General features: G+C 73.1%; 12 protein-coding genes and 1 riboswitch. Of the genes, 5 read left to right on the top strand and 7 right to left on the bottom strand.

What is annotated here, in order from left to right:
* Positions 1–45: 45 nt before the first annotated feature.
* Positions 46–171, top strand: coding sequence for a hypothetical protein (locus tag G5V58_RS26350; RefSeq protein ID WP_268991263.1), 126 nt, complete (start codon positions 46–48; stop codon positions 169–171).
* Between the two features lie 57 nt (positions 172–228).
* Here G5V58_RS26350 and G5V58_RS06855 read toward each other — a convergent pair whose 3' ends face one another.
* The 7 genes from G5V58_RS06855 to G5V58_RS06825 form a co-directional block, all read right to left on the bottom strand.
* Complete coding sequence (locus G5V58_RS06855; protein WP_165230236.1) at positions 229–1,437, bottom strand: M48 family metalloprotease; 1,209 nt, start codon at positions 1,435–1,437, stop codon at positions 229–231.
* Positions 1,434–2,690, bottom strand: a complete 1,257-nt coding sequence (locus G5V58_RS06850) for a hypothetical protein (protein ID WP_165230233.1) — start codon at positions 2,688–2,690, stop codon at positions 1,434–1,436. Before G5V58_RS06850 ends, G5V58_RS06855 begins: the two co-directional genes overlap by 4 nt.
* 46 nt (positions 2,691–2,736) lie before the next feature.
* Positions 2,737–3,663: a C40 family peptidase gene (locus G5V58_RS06845; protein ID WP_230487143.1), complete on the bottom strand. Its 927-nt coding sequence runs from the start codon at positions 3,661–3,663 to the stop codon at positions 2,737–2,739.
* Positions 3,664–3,744: 81 nt separating this feature from the next.
* A riboswitch (cyclic di-AMP (ydaO/yuaA leader) is annotated at positions 3,745–3,930 on the bottom strand.
* 170 nt (positions 3,931–4,100) lie between these two features.
* On the bottom strand, positions 4,101–4,307 hold the full coding sequence (locus tag G5V58_RS06840; RefSeq protein ID WP_165230227.1) for a hypothetical protein: 207 nt from the start codon (positions 4,305–4,307) through the stop codon (positions 4,101–4,103).
* Between the two features lie 30 nt (positions 4,308–4,337).
* Positions 4,338–5,525 carry an NYN domain-containing protein gene (locus tag G5V58_RS06835; RefSeq protein ID WP_165230224.1) on the bottom strand — a complete coding sequence of 396 codons (1,188 nt, stop codon included), beginning with the start codon at positions 5,523–5,525 and terminating at the stop codon, positions 4,338–4,340.
* A 34-nt stretch (positions 5,526–5,559) separates the two neighbouring features.
* Positions 5,560–7,119 (bottom strand): GumC domain-containing protein, encoded by a 1,560-nt coding sequence (locus G5V58_RS06830; RefSeq protein ID WP_165230221.1) that lies wholly within the window; start codon positions 7,117–7,119, stop codon positions 5,560–5,562.
* 61 nt (positions 7,120–7,180) lie between these two features.
* Positions 7,181–8,860 carry a ribonuclease J gene (locus G5V58_RS06825; protein WP_165230218.1) on the bottom strand — a complete coding sequence of 560 codons (1,680 nt, stop codon included), beginning with the start codon at positions 8,858–8,860 and terminating at the stop codon, positions 7,181–7,183.
* A gap of 65 nt (positions 8,861–8,925) precedes the next feature.
* Between G5V58_RS06825 and G5V58_RS06820 the strand changes: the two genes are divergently transcribed.
* The 4 genes from G5V58_RS06820 to G5V58_RS25895 all read left to right on the top strand — a co-directional run bounded on the left by G5V58_RS06820 (position 8,926) and on the right by G5V58_RS25895 (position 14,525).
* Positions 8,926–10,707 carry a DEDD exonuclease domain-containing protein gene (locus G5V58_RS06820; protein WP_230487142.1) on the top strand — a complete coding sequence of 594 codons (1,782 nt, stop codon included), beginning with the start codon at positions 8,926–8,928 and terminating at the stop codon, positions 10,705–10,707.
* 21 nt (positions 10,708–10,728) lie between these two features.
* Complete coding sequence (locus G5V58_RS06815; RefSeq protein WP_165230214.1) at positions 10,729–11,007, top strand: Lrp/AsnC family transcriptional regulator; 279 nt, start codon at positions 10,729–10,731, stop codon at positions 11,005–11,007.
* Between the two features lie 96 nt (positions 11,008–11,103).
* Positions 11,104–12,606: a hypothetical protein gene (locus G5V58_RS06810; RefSeq protein WP_165230212.1), complete on the top strand. Its 1,503-nt coding sequence runs from the start codon at positions 11,104–11,106 to the stop codon at positions 12,604–12,606.
* Positions 12,607–12,740: 134 nt separating this feature from the next.
* The gene (locus tag G5V58_RS25895; RefSeq protein ID WP_230487141.1) at positions 12,741–14,525 is read left to right on the top strand and encodes a fibronectin type III domain-containing protein; all 1,785 of its coding nucleotides are present in this window, start codon (positions 12,741–12,743) and stop codon (positions 14,523–14,525) included.
* Positions 14,526–14,599 lie beyond the last annotated feature (74 nt).

Genomic DNA, 14,599 nt, shown 5'->3' with positions numbered 1-14,599 from the left:
GCCCGGCGTTCCGAGCGAGGCGCCGGCGCTGTCGAGTACGGACTGATGATCGCCGGTGTCGCGGCGATCATCGCGGCCGCCATCTTCGCGTTCGGCGGCGGCTCCACGGGCATGTTCCAGAACAGCTGCAAGACGATCTTCGCGGACCGGTCCGCGGGCTCCTGCAGCTGACCAGCTCCACCTCACCGCCCCGGCGCCCTCGGCTCCGGGGCGGTGTCGCGTCCGGGGTCAGCCGTCCTGGGCGAAGCGCTGGGCCAGGGCGATCCGCTGCAACACCGTGGGGTGGCTGCCGAACCAGAACTGGGTGACCCGGTACGGCGTGGGATCGGCCAGGGAGCGTCGCGCCAGCTCCTGCTGCAGCGCGATGAACGACGCGGGATCGCCCGTGGTGCGCAGCGCGTCGGCGTCGGCCCGGGTCTCGATCTCGCGGCTGATCCCGTTCTGCAGCGGACTGGCGAGGAACGTGGCCACCGCGAGCAGCGCGAGGACGCGCGGCACCCGTCGCGGGTCGGCCACGTCGCGCAGCAGCAGGCCGAGGAGGCCGACGCCGAGGAGCGCGCCGGCGGCGCCGAGCAGCGAGCCGGTCAGCACGTCGTCGTGCTCGGCGTGGGCCAGCTCGTGGGCGACCACCGAGAGGACCAGGGGCTCGTCCTCGTCGTCGACCAGGTTGTCGTAGACGACCACCCGGCGCGAGGACCCGAAGCCGCTCACGTAGGCGTTGAGGGTGGTGGTCCGCCGGGAGGCGTCGGCGACCAGGACGTCGTCGATCTGCACGCCCTCCTGGTCGGCCAGCGCGAAGACCTGGGTCCGCAGGTCGCCCGCGGGGAGGGGCTCGAAGCGGTTGAAGAGGGGCTCGACCAGGAGCGGGTAGACGAACGAGCCGACCAGCACCAGTCCGGCCAGGAGCAGCCCGGCGACCGCGGGCCAGGCGCGCGGCCAGCGCCGGGCCACCGCGACGACCAGGAGCAGTCCGAGCGACGTGGCGACCGCGTCGACCGCGAAGCCCTTGACCACGTCCACGGCGTACGCCGACCAGGCCTGGTTGGACAGACCGGCGTCCAGCGCGTGTCGCCGCAGCAGCACGGAGAACGGCAGCGTGACGACCCGCCCGACCAGGGCCAGGCCCACGACGGCGACGACGACGCGCCACCACCAGGGTCCTCGGACCCGGTCCACGGCCCGCGCGCCGAGGCGGGTGAAGCCGAGCACGCCCGCCACGAGCAGCGAGACCGCCAGGGAGCTCCAGCTCCACAGCCGGGCGATCGAGGCGTAGTCCTCGGCGCGCCGGATCTCGGCGCCGGTGAAGTACGCCGAGGCCGGCGGCGGGTGCAGCGGACCGCCGGGCACCGGGTCCCACGGCACCAGGAGCGCGGCGAGGACGGCGAAGGCCACGGCTCCGACGAGCGCGACCAGGAGGGCGACTCGGCGGCCGGTCATGTGCCGTCCGACGATGCGTCGGCCAGCGCCCGCAGCCGCTGCTGCCAGCGCTCGGTCAGCCCGGTCGACCCGAAGCCGAACAGCGACCGCATCCGTGCCTCGGGGTCACGCCCCGCCGAGACGTCCTCGTAGAGCCGCACCAGGGCATCGTCGCCGCCCGCGTCGGCCAGCACCACGCAGGCCAGCCAGGCACTCTCGTACGCCGCACCGAGATGCGAGTCGGTGGCGTCGAACTCGGCCTGCCCCGGCAGCTGGTCCGGCACGTCGTCCTGGCGGACCTGGGCGATGATCTGCGCCGCGGTCGTGCTCACGGGGAGGTCCACGTCGTGCAGCGCCACGAAGTCGGCGAACCCCTCGAGCAGCCACATCGGCACCCCGGTGGTCAGCGGGGCGCCGGTCGCCGCGTGGGTCGCCTCGTGGCTGAGCACGACCTGGCCGCCGACGGGGTCGAGGCCGTCGTACACGGTCGGGTTCACGAACACGTGCACCTGTGCGTCCGGCGTCACGGTGCCGTCCACGGACGCGGTGACGGCGGCGATCCCCTGGTAGGTGTCCGGGTCGGCGCCCAGCACGGCGTCGAGTCCCTCCTCCGAGGGCGGCACCTCGACCACGAGGCCGCCGGACCACTGCGGGAGGACCCGGTCGACCACGGGCACGGCCGCCTCGGCCCGCTGGCTCAGCAGGTCGGCCTCGGCCGCGGACGTGGCCAGGACGAGCGTCCGGTCCGAGCGCCGCACCTCCAGCGGGCCGCTCAGCCACAACGGCGAACGCCGGTCGCCGCCGCCGAAGGCCTCGATGCCCGCTCCCCCGCCGTCGCCGTCGGCGCTGAAGGACACCAGCACCTCCTCGTGCACCGGCTCGGCGTCGAAGCCCTCGAAGCGCCAGGTCATGTCCACCGCCGCCTGCCAGCGCCCATCGCCGTCGACGCCGCCCACCGCGTCGACGTAGCGCGCGCTGAAGTCCCGCACGTCGAGCGCGTCGGCGTTGCCGACGACCGCCGTGAGCAGGTCGGCGGCGTCCGGGTCCGAGGTCGGGGCGAGCGCGGCGCCCGCCTCGGTGTCGCGGTCCTCCACGGCGGACTGCAGGGCACGCAGGGCGTGGGCCGCGGCCGCCGGATCAGCGGCGGGGGCGCGGTCGCCGCGAGGCTGCGCGACGTACGGGTCGGAGCGGACCAGCAGCCAGGTCACCAGCGCGACGGCCAGGACGAGCGCCGTCAGGGCGCCGCCGAGCACCCAGTGGCGGCGTCCGGTCACCCCGGAAGTCTGTCAGCCGGGTGGGAGCCGCAGCTCAGCCGACGACTCAGCCCACCAGCCGGGTGGCCCCGGCGTACGGCATCGAGAAGACCGGCGAGACGCGCACGCCGGCGCTCGGGTTGGCCGCCTCGACGATGAGCCCGTTGCCGATGTACATCGCGACGTGGCTGATCGGTGAGTAGTAGAAGACCAGGTCGCCGGGCTGCAGGTCACCGGACGCGACGTGCCGGCCGACGCCGTACTGCGCGCTCGAGGAGTGCGGCAGCGAGATCCCGGCCTGCGCCCAGGCCATCATCATCAGCCCGGAGCAGTCGAAGGCGCTGGGGCCGGCGGCGCCGTAGACGTAGGCCTTGCCGACCTGGGCCATGGCGTAGGAGATCGCGGTCTTGGCGGCGCCGGTCGCGGAGATCCCGGACGGCAGCTCGACCGAGCCGCGGCTGAGCAGCCGCTCGCGCTCCTCGGCCTTGAGGTCGTCGAGGAGGTCCTTGGCCTCGGAGTACTTCTCGTCGATCGTCTTCTTCTCGGCCGCCAGCTCGTCCTGCTTCTGCTGGACCTCGGCGGTGCGCTGCTCGGTCGCGCGGGCGCGCAGGTCGAGGGCCTTGGCCTGGGTGGTGAAGGAGTCGAAGAGCTGCGCCTGGAGCTGGTTGTACGCCGACATGGTCGACAGGCTGGAGACGAAGGAGCCCGCGTCGTCGGCGGCTGTGACGGAGCTGAGCGCGGTGAGGTGCTGGCCTTCGTACTGGCTGACGATCGAGTCCTGCAGGTCCTCGCGGGCGTCGTCGAGCTGGGCGTCCTGGCGCTGCTGGTCGGCCTGGAGCGAGACCAGGTCGCCGCGCAGGTCGGTGAGCTCGATCTTGGCGTCGTTCAGGCGCTCCGAGGCCTGCTCGGCCTGGTGGTAGAGCGTGTCGACCTGCTTCTGCACGTCGTCGATGTCGGGCTCGGCCTGTGCGGGGGTGGCGGGGGCGAAGCCCACGACGCCGACCGTGGCGGCCAGAGCAAGTCCTGAAAAGGCTGCGGCCAGCCGCTTCCGTCCGTGACGCACGAGGCGGAGGTCTCCTTGGGTGTCGTACGCCTACCGGGTGAGCTGACGGGTTCGGGCACGACGTGGCCCTACCCCAGCTCCCTCACCCCGGCCTCGCGGTCGTGGCGCCCTCGCTGGGGACTCACCCCAGGTGCCGTCTGGCGACGGCGAGTGGTTCCCCGGCCCCCACCTCGTCCGAAGACTCGGCGGAGCTCGACGCGGTGTCCGCGCGATCCGGTTGGACCACTTCCACGGACACCTGAGCCAGCACCGTAGTAGGTGGGAGGCGGGGTCGTCCAAACCCGATCGCCGCGCGTGCGGGGTCTTTTCGTCCCGACTCCGGCGGATCGCGCCACGCCCGTCACAGCAGCCACACCAGTCACAAGACGTCAAGCAGACTCGACGTCCGGACCGTGCACCGGCTGCACGAGCCGCAACGGCGGGACGAGCCCGACGTCGGCCAGGACGTCCAGGGCGCGACGCTCGTCGTCGTCGATGGTCAGCTCGGGTGGCGGCCCCAGCAGCACGGTCACCACGCAGTCGTGGCACGCCAGCCCGCGCACCACGCAGGTGTCGCAGTCGATTCGCGTCGTCATGCCGAGAACGGTGACAGGCGCCACCGACAGTCAGCCCGCGAGCGCCCGGACCTGCGCCACGGTGGCGCCCGCGCGGCGCAGGTCGGCGCCCAGCGCCTGGTCGTCGGTGACCACCACGACCACCCGGCCGGCGGGCTCGGCCGCCACCAGCTCGCGGAGCACGTCGTCGGCGATCACCCCGGCCGGGCTGAAGACCACCCGGACCCCCCGCGGGGCGGGCGCGGTCGGTGCCTTGGTGTCCGCGCCGTCGAACACCACCGTCGTCTCGGCCCCCGTGCGCGCGACCAGCGCCCCCAGCACGGTCAGCAGGCGCGAGCGCTGCGCCTCGAGGCTCAGCGTCGGCCACACGGTCTTGCTCACGTTGTAGCCGTCGACCAGGAGCCGCGAACGCGGCATCGAGAGGTACGACGTCAGCCGGGTCGCGTCCTGCACCGTCGGCCCGGACGGGGCCGGCTCGGGCGCCGCGGGCGCGTAGGCCTCCTCGACCCGCTCCCCCGGCGTACCGCTCACCGGCGGCAGCGCCAGCTCGCGCCGCAGGCCCGCGACGGCGTCGCCGAGCGTGTCGAGCAGCATCCGCGCGCGGAGGGTGACCTCGTCGCGCTCGGAGCGGGTCCGCCGGCGCTGCTCGCCGGCCTGCTCCTCCAGCCGAGCGACCTGGCTGCGCAGCGACCGCACCTCGCGGTCCAGGCGGGCCGCCTCGTCCTCGGCCGCGGCCCGCGCCGCCTCGGCCTCCTCGCGTGCGGTGCGCTCGCGCGAACGGGTCTCCCCGAGGGTGCGGCGGACCGTGGCCAGCTCGGCCTTGACCGCGTCGAGCGCCTCGCGGTGGGCCCGCCGCTGCTCGCGCAGCGCGCGCTCGGCCTCCTCGGCCCGCTCACGCAGGCGCTGCTCACGGTCCTGGCGCGCACCGTCCTCGGCCCGGGGCCGCTCCGCGGCCCGGCGTACGGCGTCCTCCCAGCCGTCCCCGCGCTCCAGCCAGGCCAGCGCCGCGACGTCGGCCGCGTCGCCGGTGGCCCGCGTGGCCACCTGGGTCGCCACCCGGGCCCGCAGCTCGTCGTCGCGCTCGAGCTCGGTCACGATCGCGCCGGCCCCGAGTCGGGCCCGACGGGCGGGGGCGAACCCCGCCACCTGCTTGAGCGCGGGCGGCAGGGGCGTGACGTCGCTGAGACTGGCGGCGACCAGCGTCACGAGACGGCTGCGCACCGCGTCGGGGAGGTCCACGATGTCCACCGTCTCACCCGGCCGGAGCGGACGCTCAACCGTCCTGACCGGGACCGCACTCGAACCTGGTCCACCGGGACTCCGAGCGGCTGCGGAAGTCGAGGAGCTCGGCGCAGATCTCGTCCGCGTCGGCCGGGTCCGGAGCGTAGAGGTCGACGGTCTGGTGCGAGCTCGAGACCGGCGAGGCGCCGGTGATCCGGCCGGCCAGCGTCCAGCTCGTGGGGATCTCCCCGTCGAACCAGTCGGCGTAGATCGCGACGAGCCGGACCCCGCTGCGCCGGACGATCGCGTCCATCCAGCCCGGATCACCGCCGTCCAGCCGGGCGACCCGCGCGTCCTCACTGGCCAGCCCCCAGAGGTCCAGGACTGGCTGACCACCTCGGAACGCGACCAGTCCGAGGTCGTTGACCGCCACGGGGCGGCGCCACTCGTCGCGGACGAAGGCGGCCGTCTGGGCCTGCTGCGACCAGATGTCCCGCGAGGCCGACGGCGTCGCCAGGGTGTTGAAGAAGAGCGGCGTCTGCCCCACCAGCGCACTCAGCCCCAGGACGGCCACCAGCGCGGGGAGCGCCGCCCGGCTGCGCCACTGGGTGGCGAGGCGCACCAGGAGGGGCAGGAGGCCGAGGTAGACGTACAGCTCGTACCGCCCGAGGCCGTTGAAGTGCCCGGCCAGCCCGTGTCCGACCAGCACGACACCGGCGAAGGTGTGCAGCACCGTCCAGCGCCTGCGGAGCAGGGCGTTGAGCGCGACCACCACGACGCAGACGACGAACCCGGGCTGAGACAGGGCGATGGACACCTGGTCGGCCATCGCCGCGGGCAGCGAGCCGGCACCTGTGTCGGACTTGACCAGCACGGACGAGGGCAGGGGATCGAGTCCCGACCACACCAGGAAGCCCGAGAACGACGCCGCCAGGGCCAGCCAGGTGCCGGTGGCCAGCGCCGCGGCACGGCGGTGGCCGAGCGCGAACAGCACCACGGCCGCGGCCACCGAGAAGGCCGCGAGCTCGTAGCGCAGGAGGGGACCGACGACCACGGCGGCGACCAGGGAGCGCGGGAGCACGGCCGGTGTGTCCACGAGCGCGAGCACCCCCGCGGTCACGATCACCGCGAGCAGGATCTGCGGGGAGTTCTCGAGCCCCGTGAACACGACGCCCACGCCGTTCATCGCGACGAGCACCAGCCCGGTCGCCACCGCCGCCGCCCCCGCCGACACGCTGCGACGCAGGGCGCCGTGCAGGACCACCGCCGTCGCGACCAGGCACACCCCGTTGACGACGAGCGGCCAGACGTCCCCCCACGGGAGCGGCACGAGGGCGGCCATCAGCACCGGCCACAGGATCGAGGACGACGGGCTGGACGCCTCGCCGGGGTTGATGCCGTAGTGCCCGTCGGCGATCTGCTGAGCGAGCGCCAGGTGGATGTAGGGGTCGTCGAGCGTGTAGGTGAAGTGGCCGTCGGTCGCCCACAGGACTGCCGCCAGGAGCCCGGCGAGGCAGGCGACCACGAAGGCGACGAGGAGCGCGAGCGGCCGGCGGCCCGACGACGCCACCGTCGGGTGCGCGACGGCGACGGTGGTCTCGCTCACGGCCATGGAGCGAGTATCGGACGAGACTGTCGCAGCCCTCAGGGGAACGGAGAAGTCCGTCGTGTGCTCAGGTCTCGACGACGTAGACCAGGATCATCGGGCGGCGCCGGTGGACCCGGCTCACCTGCGAGCCGATGGAGCGCCGGATCACCCGGCGCAGCTCGTCGGCGTCGACCGGCTCGGCCAGCGGGGCGTTGGCGATGTCGTCGGCGACGCGCTGACGGATGTCGTCGAGCGGCGCCTCCTCGTCGGCGAAGCCGCGGGCCGAGATCTCCGGCCCCGCGACGACCCGGCCGGAGCGCGAGTCGACGACGACCACCGCGGAGATGAAGCCCTCGTCGCCCAGGATCAGCCGGTCGCGCAGGCTCTCCTCGCCGACGTCGCCCACCCCACCGCCGTCGACGTAGGTGAACCCCGCCGACACCTGACCGACCACCGACGCCTTGCCGTCGCCGAGGTCGACGACCGCGCCGTCGCGGACGACGAGCACCCGGTCCTCGGGTACGCCGACCCGCATGGCCAGCTTGGCGTGCGCCCGCAGGTGGCGGCCCTCGCCGTGGACCGGCATGAAGTTGCGCGGCTTGAGCGCGTTGAGGACGGTGAGCAGCTCGCCCGCCGCCGCGTGCCCGCTGACGTGGATCGGCGCCTGCTGGCGGGTGATGACGTCCACCCCGTTGTAGGCGAGCCGGTCGATGAGGCGGTACACCGCGCTCTCGTTGCCCGGGATCAGCGAGCTGGCGAAGATCACCGTGTCGCCCTGGCTGAGCGTGAAGTCCTTGTGCTGGCCCCGCGCCATCCGGCTCAGCGCCGCCTCGGGCTCGCCCTGCGAGCCGGTGCACAGCACGAGCATGGCGTCGTCGGGCAGCTTGTCGACCTCGTCGACGGTCAGCACCAGCCCGGGCGGCACCGAGAGGTAGCCGAGCTCGTTGGCGATCCCGGCGTTGCGGATCATCGAGCGGCCGATGATGGCGACGTGCCGCTGGCGGTTGCGCGCGGCGTTCAGGACCTGCTGGATGCGGTGCACGTGGCTCGAGGTGCAGACCACGAACACCCGCCCGGACGCCTCGCCGATCACCCGGTCCAGGACCGGCCCGATGTCGCGCTCGGTGGCCACGAAGCCGGGCACGTCGGCGTTCGTCGAGTCGCTCAGCAGCAGGTCGACCCCGCGCTTGCCGAGCTCGAAGAACGCGCCCATGTCGGTCAGCCGGGCGTCCAGCGGCGTGGGGTCCGCCTTGAAGTCGCCGGTGTGGAAGAGCGTGCCCGCCTCGGTCGTCACCGCCACGGCCAGCGCGTCCGGGATCGAGTGGTTGACGGCCACGAACTCGCACGCGAACGGACCGAACCGCACCGTCTGCCCGGCCGCCACCTCGACCTCGTCGGAGTCCAGCCGGCGCTCGGTCAGCTTGGCGTCGAGCAGCCCGAGGGTGAACCGCGAGCCGACGATCGGCGCGTGCAGGCCGGCCTGGATGAGGTACGGCACGCCGCCGATGTGGTCCTCGTGGCCGTGGGTGAGGACCACCGCCTCGACGTCGTCCCACCGGTCCTGCAGGAACGTGAAGTCCGGCAGCACCAGGTCCACGCCCGGCTGGTGCTCCTCCGGGAACAGCACCCCGCAGTCGATGACGAGCAGCCGGCCGCCGTACTCCAGCACGGTCATGTTGCGGCCGATCTCACCCACGCCGCCCAGGGGTACGACGCGCAGGTGGCCCGGGGGCAGGGGCGGTGGCGGTTGCTCGAACGATGACATCGTCTTCAGCCTAGTCAGGCGTGTGCTCCGCCGCGGTGTCGGCGCTCCCGCCTAGCGTCCGGACCGTGAGCACGACGACCGCCCGCTGGGAGTCCCAGCGCACGTTCGACGAGCTGGGGCGCCCGCTGCGCGACCTGACCTTCGTCGTCGTCGACCTCGAGACGACCGGCGGATCGGCGGCGGACGGTTCGATGATCACCGAGATCGGCGCGGTCAAGGTCCGCGGCGGCGAGGTGCTGGGCGAGTTCCAGACCCTGGTCAACCCGCAGACCCAGATCCCGCCGTTCATCGCCGTGCTCACCGGCATCAGCAACGCGATGGTCGCCGACGCCCCGCCGATCGAGTCCGCGCTGCCGGCGTTCCTGGAGTTCGCCGCGGGTTCGGTGCTGGTGGCCCACAACGCACCGTTCGACGTCGGCTTCCTCAAGCACTTCGCCCACGAGCAGGGCCGCCCGTGGCCCAACTTCGAGGTCGTCGACACCGCCAAGGTGGCCCGCCGCGTCATCACCCGCGACGACGCGCCCAACTGCAAGCTGTCCTCGCTGGCCCGGGTCTTCCGGTCGGGCACCACGCCCAACCACCGGGCGCTCTCCGACGCCCGCGCCACCGTCGACGTGCTCCACGGGCTCATGGAGCGGCTCGGCGGCCTCGGCGTGCACACCCTCGAGGAGCTCCAGACCTTCTCGGCCAAGGTCTCCACCGCCCAGCGCCGCAAGCGCCACCTGGCCGAGGGGCTGCCGCACTCCCCCGGGGTCTACCTGTTCTGCGACGACTCGCGCCGGGTGCTCTACGTCGGCACCTCCCGCGACCTGCGCACCCGCGTCCGCACCTACTTCACCGCCTCCGAGACCCGCTCCCGGATGGGCGAGATGGTCGGCCTGGCCACGACCGTGGAGGGCATCGTCTGCAGCACGCCTCTCGAGGCCCAGGTCCGCGAGCTGCGCCTCATCGCCGAGCACAAACCGCGCTACAACCGGCGCTCCCGCTTCCCCGAGCGTATGCACTTCGTCAAGCTCACCCGCGAGCCCTGGCCCCGACTCTCCCTCGTGACCAAGGTGCTGGCCGACGACGCCGACTACCTCGGCCCCTTTTCCTCCCGCAAGGCGGCCGAGAAGTGCCTGGCCGCGCTCCACGACACGTTCCCCGTCCGCCAGTGCAGCGACCGGTTCGGCAAGGTCCCCTCCCGCAGCCCGTGCGTCCTGGCCGAGCTGGGGCGCTGCCTCGCCCCCTGCGACGGCAGCGTCGACCACACGACGTACGCCTCGGTCGTGCGCCTGCTCCAGGACACGCTCGTGCGGCGCCCCGACGAGGTCGTCGAGGCCATCAACCAGCGCATGGAGGCTCTGGCCGGCGACGAGCGCTTCGAGGAGGCCGGCGTCCACCGCGACCGCCTCGCGGCGTTCGTCCGCGCCGCCGCCCGCACCCAGCGGCTCTCCGCCCTCTCCCGCTGCCCCGAGATCGTCGCCACCCGCCGCGAGGACGACGGACGCTGGTCGGTGCACGTCGTGCGCCACGGCCGCCTCGCCGCCGCCGGCGTCATCCCGCCCGGCGCCGACGCCCACCAGTACGTCCACGAGCTGCGCCTGTCCGCCGAGACCGTCGATCTCCCCCTCTCCCCCGCCCTCGGCCCGGTCCCCGCCGCCACCGCCGAGGAGTCCGAGAAGGTGCTGCGCTGGCTGGAGTCCGACGGCGTCCGCCTCGTCGACGTCGTCGGCGAGTGGGCCTGCCCCGTCGCCGGCGCCGGCCGCCACCTCGCCGTCCACGACGCCGTCGAGCACTCCCGCCGCTCGCTCGTCCCCTTCCGCGACCGCCGCGACCTCGGCACCGTCGCCCAGCCGGCGCGCTAGCGACGTGGCTAGGCTCAGCCCGTGATCACCGCCATCAGCTTCGTCAAGGCCGAGGTGGCCCGCATCCCCGAGGTGGCCGAGGCGATCGCCGCCCTCGACGGCGTCAGCGAGGTCTACTCGGTCACCGGCGAGATCGACCTGATCGTGCTGGTCCGCGTCAAGGCCCACGAGGACGTCGCCGACGTCGTCGCCGACCGCGTCAACAAGGTCCCCGGCGTGCTGTCGACCGAGACCCACATCGCCTTCCGGGCCTACTCCCAGATCGACCTCGAGGCCGCGTTCTCGCTCGGGATCGAGTAGCCGCCCGTCGGCGGCCCCGCCCGTCCGGGCCGTTCTGACCGGAACCGCGGACCTGGGGTCACCTCCGCACCTAGCCTGCTGGGGACAGGAGGCGGCATGACGACCACGGCCCCCGGCCCCATCCCCACCGACACGCCCGGCCCACCCGACGCCGGCGCCACCACGCGAGCGCCCGAGACGGGCACCAGTCCCGTGACCTTCGTGGCCCGCACGGTCGTGCCGGCCGCGATGTTCCTGGCCACCCTCGTGGTCATGGTGCGGACCGCCGCGGCGCCGCTGTCGAACCCCGACACCTTCTTCCACCTCCGGTTCGGCCGCGAGTTCCTCGAGGGCTGGTCGCTGCGCTCACCCGGTCACGTCACGTCGTGGGCGACCGCCGACTGGGTGCCGACGCAGTGGCTCCCGCAGGAGGTCATGGCCCAGTTCGACCAGTGGTTCGGGCTGCCCGGCGTCGCGTGGCTCGCAGGGTTGCAGTTCGTGGGCCTGGCCCTCACCTTCTACCTCGCCGCCCGGCGGTGGGCCGACCGTGTGGTCACCGCCCCGCTGGTCGTGGTCGCGCTCCTGGCCTGCGCGCCGAGCATCTCGATGCGCCCGCAGGTCCTCAGCTACCTGGCCACCACGCTCGTCACGGCGCTCTGGCTCGCCGTCCGCGCCGGCTCGCGGCGCTCGCCCTGGTGGCTCGTCCCTCTGCTCTGGGTGTGGGCGATGTGCCACGGCATGTGGCCCCTCGGGGTCATCGTGTCGGCCGTGGCCGTGCTCGGCCTGGTCCTCGACGGAGTCGTGCGGGGACGCAGGGCCCTGCTCCTGGGCGCCGTACCGGTCGTCGCCGGGCTGGCCGGCGGGCTGCTGACCCCCGTGGGCGCCAAGCTGCTGCCGGCCGTGCTCCTGGTGAACTCCCGGGGCCAGTACTTCTCGGAGTGGAAGCCGCCCGACTTCACCATGCCGAACTGCCTGGCGCTGCTGCTCCTCCTGCTGGTCACGGTGCTGGTGATGGTCAAGCGCAGCGCGGACTGGACGACGATCCTGCTGGTCGGGCTCGCCGCCGGCTTCGCGGTGTACTCCGCGCGCACGGTCCCCGTGGCAGCCGCCCTGCTCGTCCCGGTGGCGGCCGCCCAGCTGCAGCGGGTGGTCGGCCCGGTGCGCCGGCAGCGGCGGCGGGAGCGGCTCTTCGCCGTCGGCTCCTCGGTCACCGCGCTCGTCGTACTGGCTCTCCTGGTGCCGACCACGAGCGACCACACGCCCCCGCAGCCGGAGTGGGTCGACGGCGCCTTCGCCTCGATGCCGGCCGGGACGCGGATCCTGGACGAGTCGGTCTTCGGCGGCTTCCTCATGTACCGCTACCCCGACCTCGACTTCATGTTCAGCGGGTACGGCGACATCTACACGACCCACGAGCTCGAGACGATGTCCAAGATCAACGACCTCCAGCCCGGCTGGGACGACATGATCCGTGACGCGCAGCCGGCGTACGCCTTCCTGGACCCCGAGACGCCGCTCGGCTACGCGCTGGTCCACTCCGAGGGCTGGACCGTCGTCGAGGACAGCGAGGACGTGCAGCTGCTGGCGCCGCCGCCGGGCTGGATGTCCGACTCCGACTGATCCTCACGCAGCCCCTCCCGGGTGAGACCGATCGTCGCTGACGGGTAGTCCGTTCGGGCCATTGGGTGCCCGTTCGTCGATCGGCCCTCCCCGGTCCTGCTTACCGTCGTCTGGTCCACTTCCCGGGAGGCTCCGTGACCGTCCGTCCCCACCCCGCACGCGCCCGCCGGGCAGCGCTGCTGGTCCTGCTGATCGCCCTCGTCCTCGGGACCGCGACGGCCCTCGGCGGGCCGGCCCAGGCGGCCGGGGTCGGCACCCCCGACGGTCTCCAGCCCCAGGGCGGCGTGACCGACGTCAACCCGGTGCTCTCGTGGTCGCCGGTCAAGGGCGCGACGAGCTACGACGTCCAGGTCTCCGCGAACGGCGACTACTCCAGTCCGGTCTACGACCAGGGCACGGTCAACACCCACGCCACGCCGACCGAGCAGCTGCCGATGACGAAGCTGTACTGGCGGGTCCGGGCGCGCAAGGACGGCGAGACCGGTGGGTGGGCGAACGGCTCGTTCAGCCGCAACAAGCTGGCCGGCCCGACCCTGCTGGCGCCTGACGACGGGGCCACCCTGGCCCAGCCTTCCCAGGCCCCGCTGCTCCGCTGGAACCCGGTCGCCGGCGCCACCTCCTACACCGTCGAGGTCGACAAGGGCGCGACGCCGGACTGGGTGGACAGCCGGACGGCCGGGACACGAGGCACGTCGATGGTCTGGGCCGAGGGGAGCCAGCAGGACGTCGGGACCTACAGCTGGCGCGTCACGGCGACGGTCGGCAGCGGCCAGACGACGTTCTCGTCGGCGGCCCGGTCCTACACCATCGGCACGCTGGGTGCGATCACCGTCACGTCCCCCGCGCCGGACGCTCAGGTCGAGCAGGTCGTCTTCGGCTGGAACCCGCTCCCCGGCGCGATGACCTACGACATCCGCGTGAGCACCGACGACTCGTTCAACACGATCATCGACCAGCGCAACCTGCGCGGGACGCGGTTCTCCCCGCCGAAGACCTACGACGTCGACGACTACTGGTGGCAGGTCCGGCCACGGTCGATGTTCGACAAGGCGCCGGACTGGACGACGGTCCCGGTGCGCCACTTCCAGCGCACCTGGGAAGGGGCCGGCGCCGTCCCGGTGCTGACCTACCCGGCGAACGCGCTCTCGCCCACCGTTCCGGACGACTTCTACTACCAGTGGACGCCGGCGCGCCTGGCCTCGCGCTACCGCCTCGACGTCGGGCCGAACCAGAACTTCTCGCCCGGCACCTACGACTCCTGCTTCACGACCCAGACCACCTTCGTGCCGTTCGCGCTGAACGGACCGGGAGCCATCGGCTGCCAGCCCGGCCCCGGCCAGGTCCTCTACTGGCGCGTCAAGGCCCTCGACGGCGCCGGGTCCGAGATCCAGGGCGTCTACTCCGCGATCTCGAAGTTCGTCTACAACCCGGGTCACGTCGAGGTGATCTCGCCCAAGAGCGGGTCCGTGGACATCCCCACTCTCCGGTGGAAGCCGTTCCTCGACGCCGAGCACTACCGGGTCACGATCAGCTGGAACGGCGGGGCCGTCGTCGCCGACACCAAGTCGCTGTCCTACACCCCGACGAGCCTCGACCCCGCCAACAGTCCCTTCTCGTGGACCGTGCAGGCCTACGACGCCTTCGGGACCAGCAACCCGATCGAGCTGTCCCCCCCAGGGCACCTTCAGCCTGACCGGGACGGTGCCGACCACGGCTGCCGCTCCCCTCACCCCTCTCGCGCCGTCACCGTCAGCCTCGACCACCCGGTTCCCGGCCCTGCGGTGGGAGCCGATGCCGGGAGCGGCTTACTACAAGATCTTCGTCGGCACCCAGGGCAACCCGTTCGTCTCCGCGCTCAGCGGCAGCCCGACGTTCCCCGCGTGGACCGACGACTCCTCGCAGTTCCTGAACGCCGGTGACTACTACTGGTTCGTCCGCGCGTTCAACTCCAACAACTCCCCCATCGGCGACGGCGTCACGGGCGACTTCACGA

This window comes from Nocardioides anomalus, from assembly GCF_011046535.1.
GTDB classification, from domain to species: Bacteria; Actinomycetota; Actinomycetes; order Propionibacteriales; family Nocardioidaceae; genus Nocardioides; species Nocardioides anomalus.
This window is presented reverse-complemented; position numbering and strand designations above follow the sequence as displayed.